The 17,755-nt window shown below is 64.7% G+C and carries 15 protein-coding genes and 2 pseudogenes; 10 read left to right on the forward strand and 7 right to left on the reverse strand.

All coding sequences use genetic code 11. The annotated features are described in order from the left end of the window. Positions 1 to 299: pseudogene (locus tag AOQ71_RS48370) on the forward strand (GntP family permease); the annotation flags it as partial. Between the two features lie 37 nt (positions 300 to 336). Here AOQ71_RS48370 and AOQ71_RS23910 read toward each other — a convergent pair. The 3 genes from AOQ71_RS23910 to AOQ71_RS23920 all read right to left on the reverse strand — a co-directional run bounded on the left by AOQ71_RS23910 (position 337) and on the right by AOQ71_RS23920 (position 4,989). Further along, on the reverse strand, positions 337 to 2,058 hold the full coding sequence (locus AOQ71_RS23910; protein ID WP_245317093.1) for an ATP-dependent Clp protease adaptor ClpS: 1,722 nt from the start codon (positions 2,056 to 2,058) through the stop codon (positions 337 to 339). Between the two features lie 104 nt (positions 2,059 to 2,162). Continuing rightward, complete coding sequence (locus tag AOQ71_RS23915; protein ID WP_205668259.1) at positions 2,163 to 3,785, reverse strand: MDR family MFS transporter; 1,623 nt, start codon at positions 3,783 to 3,785, stop codon at positions 2,163 to 2,165. Continuing rightward, positions 3,727 to 4,989 carry an HlyD family secretion protein gene (locus AOQ71_RS23920; RefSeq protein ID WP_057751910.1) on the reverse strand — a complete coding sequence of 421 codons (1,263 nt, stop codon included), beginning with the start codon at positions 4,987 to 4,989 and terminating at the stop codon, positions 3,727 to 3,729. Before AOQ71_RS23920 ends, AOQ71_RS23915 begins: the two co-directional genes overlap by 59 nt. 141 nt (positions 4,990 to 5,130) lie before the next feature. On the opposite strand from AOQ71_RS23920, the gene AOQ71_RS23925 reads away from it, so the two are divergent. The 5 genes from AOQ71_RS23925 to AOQ71_RS23945 all read left to right on the forward strand — a co-directional run bounded on the left by AOQ71_RS23925 (position 5,131) and on the right by AOQ71_RS23945 (position 10,299). Beyond that, entirely contained in the window at positions 5,131 to 5,739 is a 609-nt protein-coding gene (locus AOQ71_RS23925) for a TetR/AcrR family transcriptional regulator (RefSeq protein WP_245317094.1), read from the forward strand. A 47-nt stretch (positions 5,740 to 5,786) separates the two neighbouring features. Then, a complete protein-coding gene (locus tag AOQ71_RS23930; protein ID WP_057751948.1) occupies positions 5,787 to 6,260 on the forward strand; it encodes a MarR family winged helix-turn-helix transcriptional regulator in 474 nt (157 codons plus the stop codon). Positions 6,261 to 6,272: 12 nt separating this feature from the next. After that, the gene (locus AOQ71_RS23935; protein ID WP_057751916.1) at positions 6,273 to 7,043 is read left to right on the forward strand and encodes an enoyl-CoA hydratase; all 771 of its coding nucleotides are present in this window, start codon (positions 6,273 to 6,275) and stop codon (positions 7,041 to 7,043) included. Between the two features lie 123 nt (positions 7,044 to 7,166). Continuing rightward, positions 7,167 to 9,248 carry a methyl-accepting chemotaxis protein gene (locus tag AOQ71_RS23940; RefSeq protein WP_057751919.1) on the forward strand — a complete coding sequence of 694 codons (2,082 nt, stop codon included), beginning with the start codon at positions 7,167 to 7,169 and terminating at the stop codon, positions 9,246 to 9,248. Between the two features lie 112 nt (positions 9,249 to 9,360). Beyond that, positions 9,361 to 10,299, forward strand: coding sequence for a dihydrodipicolinate synthase family protein (locus AOQ71_RS23945; RefSeq protein WP_057751951.1), 939 nt, complete (start codon positions 9,361 to 9,363; stop codon positions 10,297 to 10,299). Between the two features lie 104 nt (positions 10,300 to 10,403). Here AOQ71_RS23945 and AOQ71_RS23950 read toward each other — a convergent pair whose 3' ends face one another. The 3 genes and pseudogenes from AOQ71_RS23950 to AOQ71_RS45345 all read right to left on the reverse strand — a co-directional run. After that, a complete protein-coding gene (locus AOQ71_RS23950; RefSeq protein ID WP_057751922.1) occupies positions 10,404 to 11,108 on the reverse strand; it encodes a DUF1045 domain-containing protein in 705 nt (234 codons plus the stop codon). Between the two features lie 18 nt (positions 11,109 to 11,126). Next, a complete protein-coding gene (locus tag AOQ71_RS23955; protein ID WP_057751925.1) occupies positions 11,127 to 12,320 on the reverse strand; it encodes an alpha-D-ribose 1-methylphosphonate 5-triphosphate diphosphatase in 1,194 nt (397 codons plus the stop codon). Next, positions 12,317 to 12,463 (reverse strand): annotated as a pseudogene (locus tag AOQ71_RS45345) (chloramphenicol acetyltransferase); the annotation flags it as partial. The pseudogene AOQ71_RS45345 and the gene AOQ71_RS23955, both read right to left, overlap by 4 nt. A 151-nt stretch (positions 12,464 to 12,614) precedes the next feature. Here AOQ71_RS45345 and phnC point away from each other — a divergent pair. The 4 genes from phnC (at position 12,615) to phnE (AOQ71_RS23975) (ending at position 16,228) form a co-directional block, all read left to right on the forward strand. Continuing rightward, complete coding sequence (gene phnC, locus AOQ71_RS23960; RefSeq protein ID WP_157083642.1) at positions 12,615 to 13,475, forward strand: phosphonate ABC transporter ATP-binding protein; 861 nt, start codon at positions 12,615 to 12,617, stop codon at positions 13,473 to 13,475. A gap of 10 nt (positions 13,476 to 13,485) precedes the next feature. After that, positions 13,486 to 14,415: a phosphonate ABC transporter substrate-binding protein gene (gene phnD, locus AOQ71_RS23965; RefSeq protein WP_057751928.1), complete on the forward strand. Its 930-nt coding sequence runs from the start codon at positions 13,486 to 13,488 to the stop codon at positions 14,413 to 14,415. Positions 14,416 to 14,501: 86 nt separating this feature from the next. Then, the gene (phnE, locus tag AOQ71_RS23970) at positions 14,502 to 15,386 is read left to right on the forward strand and encodes a phosphonate ABC transporter, permease protein PhnE (protein ID WP_057751931.1); all 885 of its coding nucleotides are present in this window, start codon (positions 14,502 to 14,504) and stop codon (positions 15,384 to 15,386) included. Then, positions 15,383 to 16,228 carry a phosphonate ABC transporter, permease protein PhnE gene (phnE, locus tag AOQ71_RS23975; RefSeq protein ID WP_057751934.1) on the forward strand — a complete coding sequence of 282 codons (846 nt, stop codon included), beginning with the start codon at positions 15,383 to 15,385 and terminating at the stop codon, positions 16,226 to 16,228. Before phnE (AOQ71_RS23970) ends, phnE (AOQ71_RS23975) begins: the two co-directional genes overlap by 4 nt. Before the next feature lie 116 nt (positions 16,229 to 16,344). On the opposite strand, the gene AOQ71_RS23980 is transcribed toward phnE (AOQ71_RS23975), so the two are convergent. Continuing rightward, a complete protein-coding gene (locus AOQ71_RS23980) occupies positions 16,345 to 17,676 on the reverse strand; it encodes an IS1182 family transposase (RefSeq protein ID WP_057742559.1) in 1,332 nt (443 codons plus the stop codon). Positions 17,677 to 17,755 lie beyond the last annotated feature (79 nt).

A 17,755-nucleotide genomic window follows, 5' to 3' on the forward strand; every position in this document is an offset into this window, starting at 1 on the left:
CCGCGCTGACCGGCTCGGCGTCGGGCGGGTTGACCATTGCTCTCGACGCGCTCGGCCAGACCTATGTGGAGCTGGCGTGGCGCACCGGCATCGACCTTGCCCTGATGCATCGCGTCGCTGTGATCGGTTCGGGAACGCTCGACATCCTGCCGCATAACGGTGCGGTGGTGAGCCTGCTCGCGATCTGCGGCCTGACGCATCGCGACAGCTATTTCGATATCGTGATGGTAGGCATCGTGACGTCGCTCCTCGCGCTGGTGGCCGTGATCGCCCTGGGCAGCGTGCTGGGGTCGTTCTGAGACGATTGTGCCAGCCGCCGAGGTTAACACGCGCAGTTCACCCCGCCGCCATGGCCTGTGCACCTCCCAGCAACCGCGCATTGAGCCGGCCGCCGGAGAACAACATGTCGTCGAGCGCTTCGTCGATGTCCGCTGATATCACCGACCTGCCGCCATCGCGCGCGATGCTGCCCTGTGCCAGCCGCCGCATCAACTCCTTGATGAACGCGCAACTCGTGCCTTCACTGCGTCGTGCCGCCTCGGCGATCACGGCGTCCTCAAGCGGCAGTCCTTTGCCGTAGAGCTGGACCAGCTTGTTGCGGCCAGCCTCGTCGGGGAGAGGTACTTCGATCGCCTGATCGATGCGCCCCGGGCGGCCAGCGAGGGCGCCTTCGAGGTCCTCCGGCCTGTTGGTGGTCAGGACGAACAGGATGTCCGCATCCTCCCTCAGCCCGTCCATCTCGTTGAGCAGCTTGTTCAGCATGGATTCCTCGCACGGCCCCATGTCGTCGCGATCGCGGGCGATCAGGTCGACGTCCTCGATCACCACCATCGACGGCTGGAGCAGGCGCGCCAGGCTCATATAGGCGCCGAGCAGGCCGATCTGCTCGGCAGTGATGATCAGCGTCGTGTGCCCGGGCAGATGCGTTGCGAGATAGCGGATCGTATGGGTTTTGCCGGTGCCCGGCGGCCCGTACAGCAGGATGCCCTTACGGGTCGACTGGCCAAGCCGGCGCAATTGATCGCGGGTGCCGACGAAGGTCAGCACGTTGCGATCGAGCAGCCGCAAGGTCTGCTCCGGCAGGATCACATCGTCACGCGCGATCGCCGGCAATCGGTGCACAGTGATACCGCGCGAGCGCCCGCGATAGTCGGAATCGGCATCGAGCGAGAGGATCTTGCCGCGATAGGTCCGCGCGGCCTGCACAGCTTCTTCCAATTCGCCAAAACATTGCTGGACGAGGGCTGCGCTCGCGCCGCCCGCAGGCACCAGGATCTCGATCCGGATGCCGGGCTCGCGGCTGTATTCGCGGTGCGCACATAGCAAGACAGAATAGCGGAGGCCATCCTGTTCGCACAGCCATAGCCCGTTATCCAGACACTTGACCGGTTTCTTCTCGCCGACGTCGACATCTGAATATTGCAGCGGGGCAATCGCGACGGCATAGCGGCCGCTCTTGAGGAGCCGCGAAATCGAGAGCGTTTCGTAGCGCTGCTCCTCGTTCAACCCGAACAACCTGATGGCTTCGCCGAAGAGCCGGTCGACCGCGGCCTGCACGTCCACGCGCATATGGCCGGGAAACTGGCGGATCGTGGTCACCAGCTTGCTGCGAGGAACGTTGGCAAAATGCCAGTCCAGAACGTCGCAAGCGAAGTCGAAATTCTCTTCCTGCTCGCTATCGGGCTGGTCCGCTGCGCGCATGCATTCGCTGCACAGCCAGATCGTTCGGTTGCCGATCCGAACATCCGTCCGTCCGTCGCCATTGCCGCAGAGCTCGCACGAGGTCTTGATCGCCTCAAGCGTGACTTGCAGCCTGTGGCCGGCAAGATTGATGGATTGTTGCGCGGACTTGAACAGGGTCTCGGCGACGGATTGCGGGTAAGGCCCGCAGATCGCCTTCTCCTTCTGCTCGATCTGGGCGATCAGCGCGGCCGCCTCGCGCTCCGTCTTGCCGAAGATCTGACGGAGCAGATCCAGCACGAACTGGTCCGGCGTATCATCATCATTATGAATGATGAGCCGGACCAGCTGGTTCTCGCCACGCATACTAATTATCACGAAAGATCTCCGATACAATCTATGGTGGTAGAGAACGAATAGGGAACACAAAAAGAAGCGGCCGTCAAGTCCGGCGGCCGCTCAAATGCAATCGCTATGCGAGCCTAGTGCGCGCCGCCCCCGCCGGCCGCCTTCACCCGCCGCGTCAGCAGCACCGCGATCGCGGCCAGCACCAGCACCACGCCGATCACGGCAAAGGTGTCGGAGAAGCCCATCACCAGCGCCTGGCGCTTCACCGTCTTGCCGAGTGCGATGATCGCCTGCTCGCGCGCGGCGTTGGGATCGGGCACGCCATGGGCGATGAAATAATCTGTCATCTGCGCGAGGCGGCTGCGGACCTCCTCGCGGCCGAGCGTCACGGAATGGCCGATGATGTTGGAGTGGAACTGCTCGCGCTTGGTGACGATGGTGGCCAGCACTGCGGTGCCGATGGCACCGCCGAGATTGCGCATCATGTTGGAGATGCCGGAGGCGGCAGGCGCATCCTGCGGCGCGACGCTGCCGAGGCTGAGCGCGGACAGCGGCGCCAGCGTCAGCGCCTGGCCGACGGCACGCACGACGTTCGGTATGAAGAATTGATCGCCGGAATAGTCGAGCGACATCTCGATGTTGAGAAAGGAGCTGGCAGCGAACAGCAAGAGGCCGATCGTCGCGATGTAGCGCGCATCGAAACGTTGCATCAGCTTCGGCACCAGCGGGATCAGCAGCAGCTGCGGCAGGCCGGTCCAGGCCAGCACATTGCCGATCTGCTCGGCATTGTAACCCTGCACCTGGCCGAGATAGGCCGGCAGCAGATAGACCGAGCCGAACAGTGCAAAGCCGAGGAACACCGCGGCGATGGTGCCGACGCCGAAATTCCACTGCGTCAGCAGGCGGAGGCGAAGCAACGGCTTCTCGACCACGAGCTCGATGGTGATGAACAGCGACAGGCTGATCGCGGCGATGACCGCGAGCCGCACGATGAAGGGCGAGCCGAACCAGTCGTTCTTGTTGCCTTCCTCGAGCACGGCCTGCAGCGAGGCGAGGCCGACCGCCATGGTGGCGATGCCGAACCAGTCGCCTTCACGCAGCAAGGCGAGATTCAGGGGCGCACGTTCCAGGGTGAGGAACAGAATGGTCACCATGACTGCCGTCGGCAGCACGTTGACGAAGAAGATGGTCTGCCAGCCGTAATTCTCGGTGAGATAACCGCCGATGGTCGGGCCGATTGCCGGAGCGAACGTCACCGCCAGCGAGAACATCGCGAGCCCGATCGGCTGCTGGCCCTTCGGCAGCTTGGTGAAGACCAGCGTGAAGGCCATCGGGATCAGCACGCCGCCGAAGAAGCCCTGGAAGCCACGCATCGCGATCATCGACGGCAGATCGTGGGTGAAGGCACAGGCGACCGAGAACGCCGCAAAGAGCGAGGCAAAGCTCAGCATGATGTTGCGGAACGAGAACACGCGCGACAGGTAGTCGGTCAGCGGGATCACGATGATCTCGCCGATCAGGTACGACGTCGAGATCCAGGATCCGTTGTCGACACCGGTGCCGATGCCGCCCTCGATGTTGAGCAGCGAGGCATTGGTGATCTGGATGTTCAGGATCGCCATGAAGGCGCCGATCATCGCGGCGAAGACGGCGATCCAGACTGTGGCACTGGCCCTGTTGGGATCGGCGGCGACGCGATCAGGCGTCGCGGCCGGTATGGTGGGCGCTGGCGTCGAGATTGCGAGGCTGTTGGACATGGCACGACCCTCCGGAAACAAGCTTGGCTTTGGACTGCGTCGAGGGCGTCGTTGCCGCTTGCGCGGTCGGCGCTGAACGGGTTGCGATCGTCGGGATCACGGACATGCCGGGCCGCAGCTCGATCACCGGCTGCGTTTCGGCATCCAGCGCGATCCTCACAGGGATGCGCTGCACGATCTTGGTGAAATTGCCGGTGGCGTTGTCAGGCGGCAGCAAAGCGAATTCCTGACCACTGGCCGGCGCGATGGAATCGACGTGGCCATGCACCACCTGGCCCGGGAACGTATCGACCTCGATCTCGACCTCTTGTCCGGCGCGGACGTGGGTGAGCTGCGTTTCCTTGAAATTGGCGACGACATAGGCGCCCTCGGCGGGCACGATCGACATCAGCTGGGTGCCGGCCTGCACGAACTGCCCGACGCGCAAGGTGCGGTTGCCGATGACGCCGTCGATCGGCGCGACGATCGTGGTGTAGCCGAGATTGAGCTCGGCCTGATGCTGAAGCGCGGCGGCGCGGGCGGCGGCGGCATTGGCCTGTGCGATCTCGGCCTTCAGCAGCTCGACTTGCTTGAGAGCTGAGGCGAGATTGGCGGTGTCGCGCTGGATCGCAGCCTCGGCGCCGGCGTTGCGGGACTGTGCCTGCTGCGCATTCTGCACGCTGCCATAGCCGGTCGCGGCGAGATCGGTGTAACGCTTGTTCTCCTGTTGCGCGAAGATCTTTGCTGCGGTGTCGACATCGATGGTCGCCCTGGCCGCGGCGATCACCGCATCCTGAACCTCGAGCTGCGCCTGCTTGCTGGTGATCGTCGCATTCGCGGCGGCGACATCGGCCTTGGCCTGGTCGAGCGCGACGCGGAAGTCGCGGTCGTCGATCCGCGCCAGCACCTGGCCTGCTTTCACATGCTCGTTATCGCCGACCAGGACACGGTCGAGATAGCCGCTGACCTTCGGCGCGATGGTGGTGTTGTCGGCCTTCACATAGGCGTCATCGGTCGAGACCAGGAAGCGGCCGACGGTCCAGTAGTCGTAGCCGTACCAACTCGCGCCGGCGAGGGCGGCGAGGGCCACTCCCGCAAGCAACAGCTTGCGAAGGTTGAGCTTTCGGCTCGGGGCGGGGGCTGATGAAGCCGGCAGAATGCCCTCCGGTGCCAGGGTTGGAACCACGGTGGCTTCGGATTTCGTTGGGTTGGTGTGGACGGTCATCGCCGCCTCCCTGAATTAGGAAACTTGACGATTTCCAAAATAGGACTAGCTTTGAGACTGTCAATGGAATGACAGGCATCATTTAAAGACATGGCTCAGACAAAATCGTCATCAGAGGTTCGTACGCGCGGACGGCCGCCTGTGCGCAGCGACGAGGAGACCAAGCGGATCGTCCTCGAGGCCGCGCGACACGCGTTTGCCGTCGATGGTTACGCAGCAACCAGCACCGAGGAGCTGGCGCGCGGCGCCGGCATCTCCACCAAGACGCTCTACCGGTTGTTTTCGGGCAAGGCGGCGCTGTTCGAGGCGATGTGCGCTGACAGGCTCGAGCGGCTGCTCTCCGACGTCAATCTTCAGGCCAACAACCAGGCCGACATCGAAACAAATCTTGCTGCGGTGCTGGTCGCCTGTGCCGATCTCGCACTCGATCCAGAGGTCGTGGCGCTGCAGCGCATGGTGCTGCAGCAATCGGCGACGTTCCCCGATCTTGCCGCGAATTTCTACCGGGACGGCATCGCCCGCACCGCGGCGGCGCTCGCCGGCTGGCTCCGCGTTCAGGTCAGGAAGAAGCGCCTCGCGCTCGACAATGTCGATGAAGCGGCCGGCATGATGATCGGCATGATGGTGTCAGCGCCGCAACGCGCCGCGATCTACGCAAGCGTGACGCTGCCCTCCCGCAAGGAGATCGAGCGGCGGGCAAAGGCATGCGCCGCAATTCTGCTCGACGGCTGTCGCGGGCCGTCGCGCTAGCGGCGGCAGGCTTTGACAATCCGACGAAGCTGGACTATCTATTTCGCATGCGAAATAAACGGCCTGAGGCGAAGCATCATCGGCTGATCTATCTGCTCAACGTCGCGCAGCGCCGTTTGCAGCGCTGGATGGCTGTGCAGCAGCAGAATGAGGTCACGCCGGCGCAGGCCGGGTTGCTGTTCATCCTGAGCAAGCAGGACGGCGTCCTGATGGGCGAGGCGGGCGCGGCGCTTGATCTTGGTCCGGCCGGCATCTCCGGCCTCGTCGATCGCAGCGCAGCGGCAAAACTGGTCGAGCGCCGCGCCGATCGCGAGGATGGCCGCGCCTTTCGGGTGTGGCTGACGCCGAAGGGCCGCACTGTGCTGGCGCAGGCGAGGGCCGATACGGCTGCGATCAATGCCGCCCTGACGGAAGGATTTACCAGCGCCGAGATCGACATCGTCGCGCGCTGGCTGACCAGCATTCAGGACAAGTTTCCAAGAGACTCCATAAGAGACATCGCAAGAGATCCAGAGCAATAAGAGGAGACACTGATGACCGAGCATGTGCGAGTTGAAAACAACAACGGAATTCTCACCCTTACCCTGGCGCGCCCCGACAAGAAGAATGCGTTGACGGACGCGATGTACCGCAAGCTCGCCGACACCATCGAAGCCGCCGAGTCCGATCCGTCCGTGCGCGTGCTGCTGATCCGCGGCGAGGGCGACATGTTCACCGCCGGCAATGACGTCGGCGAGTTTGCGGCCGTCGCATCAGGCAAGTCCGAAGGCAGCCGCAATGTCGGACGCTTCATCCAATCGCTGGCGCGTTGCACGCGGCCTCTTGTTGCCGCCGTGCAGGGCCGTGCCGTCGGCGTCGGCACCACCATGCTGCTGCATTGCGATCTGGTCGTGCTTGCCGAGAATACGCAGTTGTCGACGCCCTTCGTCAGTCTCGCGCTGGTGCCGGAAGCTGCCTCCAGCCTCTTGATGCCGGCGCGCATCGGTTATGCCCGCGCCTATGAGATGTTCGCCCTCGGCGAGACCGTGCCGGCCAAGTCCGCGCTGGAATGGGGCCTCGCCAACCGCGTCGTGCCGCTCGAGAGGCTCGATACCGAGGCGCTCGCGCTCGCCCAGCGTCTGGCCAAACAGCCGGCCGGTGCGCTCATCGCGACCAAGAAGCTGATGCGCGATGGCGAGGCGCTGGTCGCGCAGATGAATGCCGAGGGCGAGCAGTTCGCCAAGCGTCTGCGCACCGCCGAGGCGCGCGAGGCATTCACGGCCTTTGCCGAGCGGCGCCCGCCTGATTTCACGAAGGTTTCGTGACATCTGGCCCAACCTCAAGGGGGCTGGCAAATCGCGAACACCGCATTTGACTAAAACCTTAACGGAACATTGGCATGTCCCGATGCAAGGTGGCCTCTCCTGGACAAAGGCCCCTTGTGACCCATGGCAATGTTTAAGAAATCGGTAAGCTCGCTGCTCCTGACCCTGATGGCCCTGTTGGCGGCCGGCGCGCTCGCCTCCACGGCGATCCAGATGGTGGGGGCCCTCGGCCGCTACAACGACAGTCTTGAGACGGCGCGGCTTGCCGCTGCCGACAAGGCGATCTTCCACGGCGTGGTAGCGCTCCGCCAGAATCGCGGCGACGCCCAGAGCGCGATCCTCGGCGAGGACGATCCGCGCGCAAAGCTCGCCGAGGCGGAGAAGGCGGAGCAGGGCGGCTATGAAGGTGTCATCGCCGCGATGGCCAGCGTCGACTTTGCCCGCCGGGACGAGCTGGCGAGCAAGCTGAAGCAGGGCTGGAACGAGGCCGCGCCGCAATTCCAGCTGTTCTATGATGAAGCCAAACGTCCGCGCGCCGAGCGCAAGATCGAGCGCGCCAACCCCTGGTACGATGCCGTCACCAAGGTCATCGACACGGCGAACCTCGCCTCGACCGCGGTGTCGAACCGGGCCTGGATGAACGATCCCTTCATCGCCCGCATGGTCCAGGTCCGCCGCCTCGCCTGGCAGGTGCGCGACCGCTATGGCATCCATTGCTCGTCGCTGCGCTCGAACGTCAACAGCAGCAAGCCGCTCGACGACGCTCAAAAGCGATCAGTGGCACAGTGGGACGGCACCATTGCCTCCGGCTGGGCCGGCATGGCCGAGTTGCTGGCAGCCCCCGATGTTCCCTCAGAATTGGCGAGCGCAGCAAAGGATGCGCAGGCCAAGACCGATGGTGTTCTCAAGCAGATCGGCGATCTCACCAGGAATTTTGACGGCAGCGGCAAGCCGGCGATGGCAGCGGCGGATTGGAATGCGCTGTGCCAGTCGCCGTTCCCGCTCATTGTCGGTATCGCGACCACGGCGCTCGACCAGTCGATCGTGCGAGCGGAGACCGTTCAGGCCAAGGCGCTGACCAATCTCATCGTGCAGTCGCTCGCGTTCCTGCTGGCGCTGTCTGTGACGCTGGCCGGCGTCTATGTCGTGCGCAATCGCCTGATGCGTCCGGTGCGGGCCATTCTCGACGCCATCGCCCGGATCAGCGCGCGCGATTACGCAACGCCGGTTCCGCAATCCCGCTATCCCGACGAGTTCGGCACCATGGCCGCCGCGCTCGAAAGCCTGCGCGAGAGCGCGGCCACCGCGGAACGGCTCGGCCGGGAACGCGAATCGCAGCAGGCGCTGCAGCTCGCCCGCTCCGGCGCCGTCGACGAGGCATGCCGTAGCTTCGATGACACCGTGCAGGCGGTGATCCAGAGCGTCGCGGCATCGGCCAAGGAGCTCGATGCCACCGCGACCGACGTGCGCACGCTGACCTCGGAATCGAGCAGCCAGACGGCCGCGGTGTCGTCCGCCGCCGAGCAGGCCACCAACAATCTCGAAAGCATCGCGGCCGCGACCGAGGAGCTCTCGGCCTCGGTCGGCGAAATTTCCGCGCAGGTGCAGTCCAGCGCACGCGATGCGCGCGAGGCGGTGGCTCAGGTCGAGCAGACCAACGCCACTGTCGAGATCCTCGACCAGACCGCCGGCCGCATCAGCGAAGTCGTGAAGATGATCCACGCCATCGCCGGCCAGACCAATCTGCTCGCCCTCAACGCCACCATCGAGGCGGCGCGCGCCGGCGAGGCCGGCCGCGGTTTTGCGGTGGTTGCCGGCGAGGTCAAGAGCCTGGCGTCGCAGACCGCGACCGCCACCGAAGAGATCTCGCGCCAGGTCGAGGAGATCCAGAGCGCGACCGGCCAGGCCGTCGCCGCCATCCGTTCGATCGGCGGCGCCATCAGCGGCATCGACGAGAAGATGACGGCCATCGCCGCCGCCGTCGAACAGCAGCGCGCGGCCACCACCGAGATCTCGCGCAACTTCCAGCATGCCGCCCAGGGCACCCGCGAGGTCACCGACACCATCGGCAGCGTGGCCCAGCTCAACCAGGAGACCGGCAATGCCGGCACGGTGCTGTTCCAGTCCGTGACCAAGATGTCGGCCGACGCTGACCGCCTCCGCACCGCGGTGGAGGGCTTCCTCGGCGCCGTGAAGTCCGCCTAGGGCTTCTTTCCCAGCTTGATGGAACGTGGATCGGCATTGCCGGGTCTGGCTGCGACCTGTAAATGGTAGCGGTACCAAGCTCCAACGACAGGACGACAGGGAGATGTCTTCGATGCCGGTCACCCCACATAAGGCCCAGCGCCCCTATCGCGGCGTGTTTCCGGTCGCACCCACCATCTTCGATGCGCGCGGCGAGCTCGATCTCGAGGGCCAGCGCCGCTGCATCGATTTCATGATCGACGCCGGCTCGAACGGCATCTGCATCCTCGCCAATTTCTCCGAGCAGTTCGTGCTGACCGATGCCGAGCGCGAGGCCGTGATGCATGTGGTGCTGGAGCATGTCGCCGGCCGCGTGCCCGTGATCGTCACCACCACCCATTTCAGCTCGGCGGTGTGCGCGGCGCGCAGCAAGCAGGCCGAGGCCGCCGGGGCCGCCATGGTGATGGTGATGCCGCCCTATCACGGCGCCACCTTCCGCGTTCCGGAGAAGGGCATCGTCGAATTCTTCAAGGTGCTCTCGGGCGCGATCACCATCCCCATCATGATCCAGGATGCGCCGGTTGCGGGCACGCCGCTGTCGGTCGAGCTGCTGGCGCGGCTGGCGCGCGAGCTCTCCAACATCCGCTATTTCAAGATCGAGGTGCCGGGCGCGGCGTCAAAGCTCCGCAGCCTGATCGAGGCCGGCGGCAAGGACATCGAGGGCCCCTGGGATGGCGAGGAAGCCATCACACTGATGGCCGATCTCGATGCCGGAGCGACCGGCGCGATGACCGGCGGCGGCTATCCCGACGGTATCCGCCAGATCATCGATCCCTATTTCGCGGGCGACCGGGAGAAGGCGAAGGCCGCCTATGAACGCTGGCTGCCGCTGATCAATTACGAGAACCGCCAATGCGGCCTGATCGCCTGCAAGGCGATGATGCAGGCCGGCGGTGTGATCAAGTCCGACGCGGTGCGCCATCCGCTGCAACCGCTGCATCCGGCAACGCGCGCAGGATTGCTGGAGCTCGCCAAGGAGCGCGACGCGCTGGCGCTGCGATGGGGGAAGTAAGCCTCATGCATCGCAATCGTAGGGTGGGCAAAGCGTAGCGTGCCCACCACCCGCGTATTGCCGAGAAAGAACGTGGGCACGGCGCAAGGGCGCCTTTGCCCGCCCTACGGGGCCGGTGCCAACGTCCATTCGCCCACGATATAAAAGCGTGCCTTCGCATCATCCTGCTTGAACAGCGTGATGCGATCGATCGCGAGCTTTTCCAGCTTCAGCGCCGCAAACCTTGCCCGCAACATCTCCAGGATCGGGCCGCGCCGCTGGGCATCCAGCCGCCCCGTCAGCGTCATGTGGAAGCGGAAATCTTCCATCACGTAAGGGTAGCCCCAGCGATCGAGATAATCGCGCTGGCGCTCGCTGAGCTTTTCCGGCTTGCGCCGCGCGCGGTCTTCCGCGGTCAGGGGCTGGCGGAAGCAATCGAAATCGCGGACGCCATCGGCGGCGAGCTGTTGCAGCGCGCCAACCGGCTCGGCCGGAATGACGGCGATGAAGCCGCTGATGGAATCGACGATTGGGCGGATCACCGGGATCGGGCGCGCCTTGCCGGCGAATGTCGCGCAGGCCGCGGCGAGTTCGGCCTCTGTCTTGCCCGCTGCCAGCGCCATCGGCGCCTTCAGCGTGCCGTGAAAACCGTATTTGCGGGGATCGGCGGTGACGTCGCGCCAGTCGGCGGCGACGCGCAGGGCGTCGCCGGGAAAGGGCAGTTCGTCGCCGGTATAGGCGTCATAGCCGAGCAGCTCGGCGCCGAAGCGGGAGAGTGCGTGGTCGGCGCCGGCGGCAAAATAGATCGCGTAGCGGGGAAAACCTGTCATTGCCCAAGCATAACTAATTTATGCTGCAACGATAGTCTCGCGCGGTGTCGCCGCGATGCCAGCCAGACGCGTCGCATCGGTGAGATGGACGAGCTTGCCGGCCGCGATCACCGCGACCAGCCGCGGCCGCAGCGGCATGCTGTCGTCGACGAGCAGGATGTCGGCGCGACGGCCCGCCGCCAGCGTGCCGCGATCAGTGAGGCCAGCGGCCTCTGCGGGCGCCGACGAGATCAGCTTCCAGGCCTCGGTCAGCGGCAGCACGCCGTCGGCGGCGAGGCGGAATGCGGCGAGCAGCGGCGCCGGATAGTAGTAGTCGGAAGCCAGCACCGTGCAGAGCCCCTTCGCGATCATGTCGGAGGCTTTGGTCCAGCCGGTGTGGCTGCCGCCGCGCACGACGTTCGGTGCGCCGTAGACGATGGCATCGCCATGATCGGCTGCCTCGCGCGCCGTCTCCTCATTGATCGGAAATTCGGCGAGCCTCACGCCCATGGCGCGAAAATTCCGGCGCATCGCCGGCGTCGCATCGTCATGCGACAGCATCCGCACCTCGGCCGCGCGGGCTGTAGCAGCGAGCCGGGCGATCGAGGCCGGAACCTCGGCTGCGCGCGACACGATATGCGCGACAAGCTTGTCGAAATCCTCGCCCGACACGCCGGTGCGCTCCACCATGCGGTTACGCTTGCGCGGATTTGAGATGTCGGCAACGACCCCGTCCATATGGTCGTTGAAGGCGAACAGGTCGACGCGGCCCTCGGCCAGCCATTGGCCGATCTCAGCCTCGGCATCGAGATTGTAGGTCTCGTGGCGCAGGTGAAAACGGGTGTCGGCGGCGAAGTGCGGCCGCTGCCGCTCGATCGCCTCGAGCAGGCGCCTGGCATTGTCGCCGCTGCGCAGGCCCGGCTCCCATGACCAGGTGGTGGCGTGGAACACCGTGGTGATGCCGTTGCTGATGACCTGGCGGTCGGTGTCATCAAGCGCGACGTCGATCGGAAAATCGACGCCGGCGCGCGGCATCATCTGCCGCTCGAAGGCATCGCCATGCAGGTCGACGATGCCGGGCAGCACCAGCAAATCGCGCGCATCGATCGCCAGCCGCGGGCGACCGCGTGCCGCATCGATCTGCGCAATGTCGGTTCCGGATACGGCGAGCGATGTTTCGGCGAGCTCGGAGCTAACAAGGGTCCGGCCACCTTCGATGAAAATGTCTGTCACGCGACCGCGCTTGGTTTGCTGGAAGGGAGACTTGCCTCTGCTTCGTATGCCGACAGGAAATCTTCAATTGCGAGCGTGCGGAAATAGGCCAGCGCCGCACGCAATTTGTCGTGATCCCAGTCCCACCATGCCAGCCTGGCCAATGTCGCGTCTCTTCGAGCGGCACAATGACGGTGTGATGACGATACGATGACAGGGGATGAAGTGTGTAGGATCGCCCCGCCGCATTGCGCGTGTCATACAAGTGTCAACCGCCGGGGATAGCGGTGGGCTCCAGCTACTCTGGAGCCCTGCATGCTGGTGGTTGAAGGTCTGACGTGCCGCTTTGGCGCAAAAGCCGCGGTGGACGAGGCTTCGTTTCAAATCTCCCCCGGCGGCTTCGTCGGCGTGATCGGGCGCTCCGGCGCCGGCAAGTCGACCCTGCTGCGCGCCATCAATCGTCTGGTGACGCCGACGCAGGGCCGCATCCTGTTCGACGGCCTCGACGTCACCGCGCTGCGCGGCAAGGAGCTGCGGCAGTGGCGGGCGCGGTCGGCGATGATCTTCCAGCAGTTCAACCTGGTCGGCCGGCTCGACGTGCTGACCAACGTGCTGATGGGCCGTCTTGCCACCATGCCGGCCTGGCGCTCGCTGTCGCAAGCATGGCCCGAGCAGGACAAGGCGTTGGCGATGTCGGCGCTGGAACAGTTCGATATCGCCGCGCTCGCGGCGCAGCGCGCCGATCAGCTCTCCGGCGGCCAGCAACAGCGCGTGGCGATCGCGCGGGCGCTGGTGCAGCAGCCCGACATCATCCTCGCCGACGAGCCGATCGCCTCGCTCGATCCGCGCAACACCAAGATCGTCATGGATGCGCTGCTGCGCATCAACAAGCATTTCGGCATCACCGTGCTCTGCAACCTGCATTCGCTCGATCTGGCGCGCAGCTATTGCGATCGCTTGATCGGGATGGCGGCGGGCCGGGTGGTGTTCGACGGCGCGCCATCCGCGCTGACCGACCTTGTCGCGCGTGAGCTCTACGATCTCGAAGCCGCCGATGTCATGGGCGGCACGCCTGCGCCGGTGCCCGAGGGGGTCCGGCACTCGGAACGGCTGCGGCGGCCTGAGCCGCGTCGCATCCGTCATACCAGTTTTGCGTCAACCGCTCCTATCAGATGAAGAGGGCATCATGATCACTCGCAGATTAGTTCTTGCCGGCGCCGCCGCGCTGACCTTTGCCGGATCCGCTTCCGCCGAAGACTGGAGGGCGAAATATCCGGAGATCACCTTCGCCGCGATTCCGGCCGAGAACGGTTCGGGCGTGACCGAGCGTTACGCCCCCTTCATCAGCTATCTGTCCAAGGAGCTCGGCGTCAAGGTGACGCTGCGTGTCGCCAACGACTACGCCGCCCTCATCGAGGGCCAGCGCGCCGGCAACATCCATATCGGCTATTACGGCCCGGCCTCGTTCGCGCGTGCCCGGCTTACCGGCGTCAAGACCGACGCCTTCGTCATCGACGTCAACTCCGACGGCTCGAAGGGCTATTACTCGGTGTTCTACGTGCTGGCGAAATCGCCGTACCAGAAGATCGAGGACCTCAAGGGCAAGAACCTGGGCCTGGTCGATCCGAACTCGACCTCGGGCAACAACATGCCGCGCTTCAAGCTGAACGCGCTTGGCATCGATCCCGATGCCTACTTCTCGAAGGTCGTCTTCACCGGCAGCCACGAGAATGCCGTTCTCGCACTTGCGCAAGGAACCGTCGACGTCGCTGCCAACTGGTGGAACGCGGACGACGATTCCAACCTGACCCGCATGCTCAACAAGGGTATGGTGAAGTCGGCCGACGGCACACCGATGAAGAAGGAGGACTTCCGCATCGTCGTGAAGTCCTCCTTCTTCATCAACTCGCCCTACGCCTATCTGAGCGACCTGCCTGAGGACATGAAGGCCGCCATCAAGAAGGCCTTCCTCGATGCGGCGACCAAGGACCCCGAGGCGTTCAAGAAGCTCTCCGACGGCAAGAACAAGCCGTGGGAGCCGATCGCCAACGACGATTACAACAAGACCATCGATCTGATTAGGTTCGTCGATAATCTGCGTAAGAAGGCGTCCTGAGCTCGTCGGGACGAGGCACCTCGAGCCGGGTCGATGGACCCGGCTCTTTTCTTGATGGATCTGTTTGTGATGGATCTTTGCCTTCGATGACGGTTGCGGTTTCGATCCTTCCCGAGCAGCAGCTCGCCGCCCTCAACGCCGCCTATCGCAAGGCGGTCGCACGCAAGCGCCTGCGCCTCTCGGCGGGCTTCACGTTGTTCGTCGCCGCGCTGATCGTGGCCTCGATCGGCGCCGAGGTGAATTTGCGCACCTTCTTCACTTATTTCGGCAACTTCGTCAGCTACTTCAATCGCATCCTCACCCTCGACAGCGGCCAGCGGGTCTGGACCGATCTCGGCGAGTGGTTCTGGGGCCTGCACAAATGGCTGAAGCTGCTCGGCGAGACGCTGCTGATCTCCTATGTCGGCACGCTGATCGGCGCCGTCCTTGCCTTCCTGCTCAATTTCTTCTCCGCCGAGAACACCTCGCCCGCGTCCTGGCTGCGCTTCACGGTGCGCCGGCTGCTTGAATTCGCGCGCACGGTGCCCGGCATCGTGTTCGCGCTGATCTTCGTCATGGCCTTCGGTCTCGGTCCGGTCGCTGGCGTGCTCGCGATCGCGATCCATTCCACCGGCGCGCTCGGCAAGCAGTTTTCCGAGATCGTCGAGAACGCCGACATGAAGCCGGTCGAGGGCATCCGCTCCACCGGCGCGAGCTGGGTGTCGTGCATGCGCTTTGCGATCCTGCCGCAGGTTTCGGCGGGTTACGCCAGCTACGCGCTGCTGCGTTTCGAGATCAATGTGCGCGAGGCCTCGGTGATGGGCTTTGTTGGCGCCGGCGGCATCGGGCAGGAGCTGATCGTCGCGATCCGAAAATTCTACTACTCCGACGTCAGCGCCATCCTCGTCACCATCATCGTCACGGTGTTCCTGATCGACATCACCACCGGCTGGGTGCGCGGCCGCCTGTTCGGCAAGGAGGCGCGGAATTGAACAAGCCGCAGGATGTCAACACCGAGGAGCTCCGCGCGCGCTACCCCGACGTCTTCGGCCGTCCGGCATCGGCACGCCTGGCGACCCCGGCGATGCTCATCGCGGCGCTTGCGATCTTCGTGTTCGGCCTGGTCGATCTCGATTTCTCGCCGGCGCGCTTCATCTCGGGCCTAAGCCAGCTCGGCTGGATCAGCATGATGATGATGCCGCCCGATCCCGGATCGTCGCTCCCGCTCTATCTCAAAGCGCTGGGCGAGACGCTGTCGATCGCGCTGCTCGGCACCACGCTGGCCGCCTTGCTGGCACTGCCCGTCAGCCTGCTTGCGGCTCGCAATATCGTCCCTAACATCGTCCGTTTCCCGGTGCGGCGGTTCCTGGATTCGATCCGCGGCGTCGATACGCTGATCTGGGCGCTGGTGTGGATCAACGTGGTCGGGCTCGGCCCGTTCGCCGGCGTTCTCGCGATTGCCGTGGCGGATTTCGGTGCGTTCGGAAAGCTGTTCTCGGAAGCGATCGAAGGCGCCGATCAGAAGCAGGTCGAGGGCATCCGCGCCTCCGGCGGCAGCGCGCTGCACGAGATCCGCTTCGGCCTGATGCCGCAGGTGCTGCCCGTCATCGCCGGCCAGGTGCTGTATTTCATCGAATCGAACACGCGCTCGGCCACCATCATCGGCATCGTCGGCGCCGGCGGCATCGGCCTCCAGCTCGCCGAGCAGATCCGGGTGCTGGAATGGCAGAAGGTGTCGTTCCTGATCCTGATGATCCTGGTCGCCGTCGCGGGAATCGATTTCATCTCGGGCAAGCTGCGCTTTGCGATCATCGGTAAGCGGGCAGTGGCCTGAGCACCGCTGCCGTAGAGCCTGTGAGTCATTTCCGCATTCGATATTAAAGAGTGGGTAGCGCCCGCGCTGATGTCGGGGGCCGTCGATGTCGAACCGCCGGGGGATGGCTGTGCTGTCTATGCTTTTGCCAGTTGGTGTCCTTGCAGGATGTTGTTGGTGAGGGCGTACCAGAGCACGACGGCACGGACCTTCTCGATGCCGCGCACGGTCAATTGCCTGAGGTCCCAGTTCCGCCACCGGGCATGGATGCATTCGCAGATCGTGCGGGCTTTGTACTGTGCCTTGCCGGCTTCGCTGGCCATGCGGGCCCGCCAGGCCGCGACGCCAGGACCGTCGCTGCTCCGAGGTAAAAAGGGATCGACACCGCTCCTGGAGTTGGGCGGAGGACAGTAGACCTCGACGCCTTCACCGTGCGCCCATTCGATGTCCTCGCCGCTGCAGAACCCGCCATCGGCGAGGTAGCGACGCGGCAAGCGCTTCAGCCGAGTGCGCGTTCGCTCCAGCATCGGCCGCATCAAGCCGCGATCTGATCCGTTGTTGTCGATGTCGACCGTGACCACGATCAGTTCGCCGGCCGCGCTGGCCACCTGCACATTGTAGGCGGGGCGGAAGCCGGCATCTGCCATCTTCATCACCCTTGCCTGCGGGTCGGTGGTGGAGGCCCGGGGCTCCTTCGGCTTTTTGCCATTGCCGCCTTTTTCGTCGAGTTGCTTGCGCTTCCGCTTGATCTCGTCCAAAGCCCTCTGCGCAGCCTGCACCCGCTCACTGCGTTCGCGTGCCGCGCGCTCTCTGGCCGCCCTGATACGCCGGCTGCTGGCTTCCGGATCCGCATCGACCTCGCGCTTGAGCTCTTCCACCACAGCCTTCGCTTGGGCCATCTGCCGGCCGAGCGTTGCCTCCCGCCGGAACGAGCCGGCCCCCGCATTCGCCCGTATCCGCACCCCGTCCTGGGTCAGCTTCTCCAGATCAATCAGCCCTGCCTCATTCAGAGCCACCAGATGTTCGACCAGCAAACGGTCCAGCAGGTCCGCGCAGCCGACCCGGAAATCCGACAGTGTGTGATAGTTCAAAGACACGCCGCCGCAGAGCCAGCGGTAGACGTCGTGACTGTCGCAGAGCCGATCCAACGCCCGCGCGCTGCCAACGCCATCGCTCGTGGCGTACAGCCAAAGCGCCAGCAGCAGCCGGGGTGATGGCGCCGGATGGCCCGGCCTGTTTTCCCGTGCCTTAACCCGATCTTCCAGCTCGCTCAGGTCGAGCCCCTCGACATAAGCCCAGATCACCCGGGCCAGATGATCCTGCCCGATCAGGCTGTCGATATCGACCGCCCGCAATTCGACCTGATTGCGCACGGGCTCGCGCAGCCGAGGTGCACCCCGCGGCACCGCTTCGGTTCGTGGCGCCGACTGATCCGGCAATTCGCCAAAAAGTCCCTCGTCAGCCATCATCCTCTCCAGCAGATCAGTCTGCCTAGAGAATCACATTCGCCCGACACGCGGTACAAAAGATTCACAGTCTCGTAGGGTG

Source organism: Bradyrhizobium manausense (genome assembly GCF_001440035.1).
Lineage (GTDB): Bacteria > Pseudomonadota > Alphaproteobacteria > Rhizobiales > Xanthobacteraceae > Bradyrhizobium > Bradyrhizobium manausense.

What these genes read in the sequence shown, in the direction of transcription:
- AOQ71_RS23915 (WP_205668259.1), bottom strand. Translation starts at nt 3,785, where the DNA reads ATGTCCAACAGCCTCGCAATCTCGACGCCAGCGCCCACCATACCGGCC.
- AOQ71_RS23920 (WP_057751910.1), bottom strand. Translation starts at nt 4,989, where the DNA reads ATGACCGTCCACACCAACCCAACGAAATCCGAAGCCACCGTGGTTCCA.
- AOQ71_RS23930 (WP_057751948.1), top strand. Translation starts at nt 5,787, where the DNA reads ATGCGAAATAAACGGCCTGAGGCGAAGCATCATCGGCTGATCTATCTG.
- AOQ71_RS23935 (WP_057751916.1), top strand. Translation starts at nt 6,273, where the DNA reads ATGACCGAGCATGTGCGAGTTGAAAACAACAACGGAATTCTCACCCTT.
- AOQ71_RS23940 (WP_057751919.1), top strand. Translation starts at nt 7,167, where the DNA reads ATGGCAATGTTTAAGAAATCGGTAAGCTCGCTGCTCCTGACCCTGATG.
- AOQ71_RS23945 (WP_057751951.1), top strand. Translation starts at nt 9,361, where the DNA reads ATGCCGGTCACCCCACATAAGGCCCAGCGCCCCTATCGCGGCGTGTTT.
- AOQ71_RS23950 (WP_057751922.1), bottom strand. Translation starts at nt 11,108, where the DNA reads ATGACAGGTTTTCCCCGCTACGCGATCTATTTTGCCGCCGGCGCCGAC.
- phnC (WP_157083642.1), top strand. Translation starts at nt 12,615, where the DNA reads ATGCTGGTGGTTGAAGGTCTGACGTGCCGCTTTGGCGCAAAAGCCGCG.
- phnD (WP_057751928.1), top strand. Translation starts at nt 13,486, where the DNA reads ATGATCACTCGCAGATTAGTTCTTGCCGGCGCCGCCGCGCTGACCTTT.
- phnE (WP_057751931.1), top strand. Translation starts at nt 14,502, where the DNA reads ATGACGGTTGCGGTTTCGATCCTTCCCGAGCAGCAGCTCGCCGCCCTC.
- AOQ71_RS23980 (WP_057742559.1), bottom strand. Translation starts at nt 17,676, where the DNA reads ATGATGGCTGACGAGGGACTTTTTGGCGAATTGCCGGATCAGTCGGCG.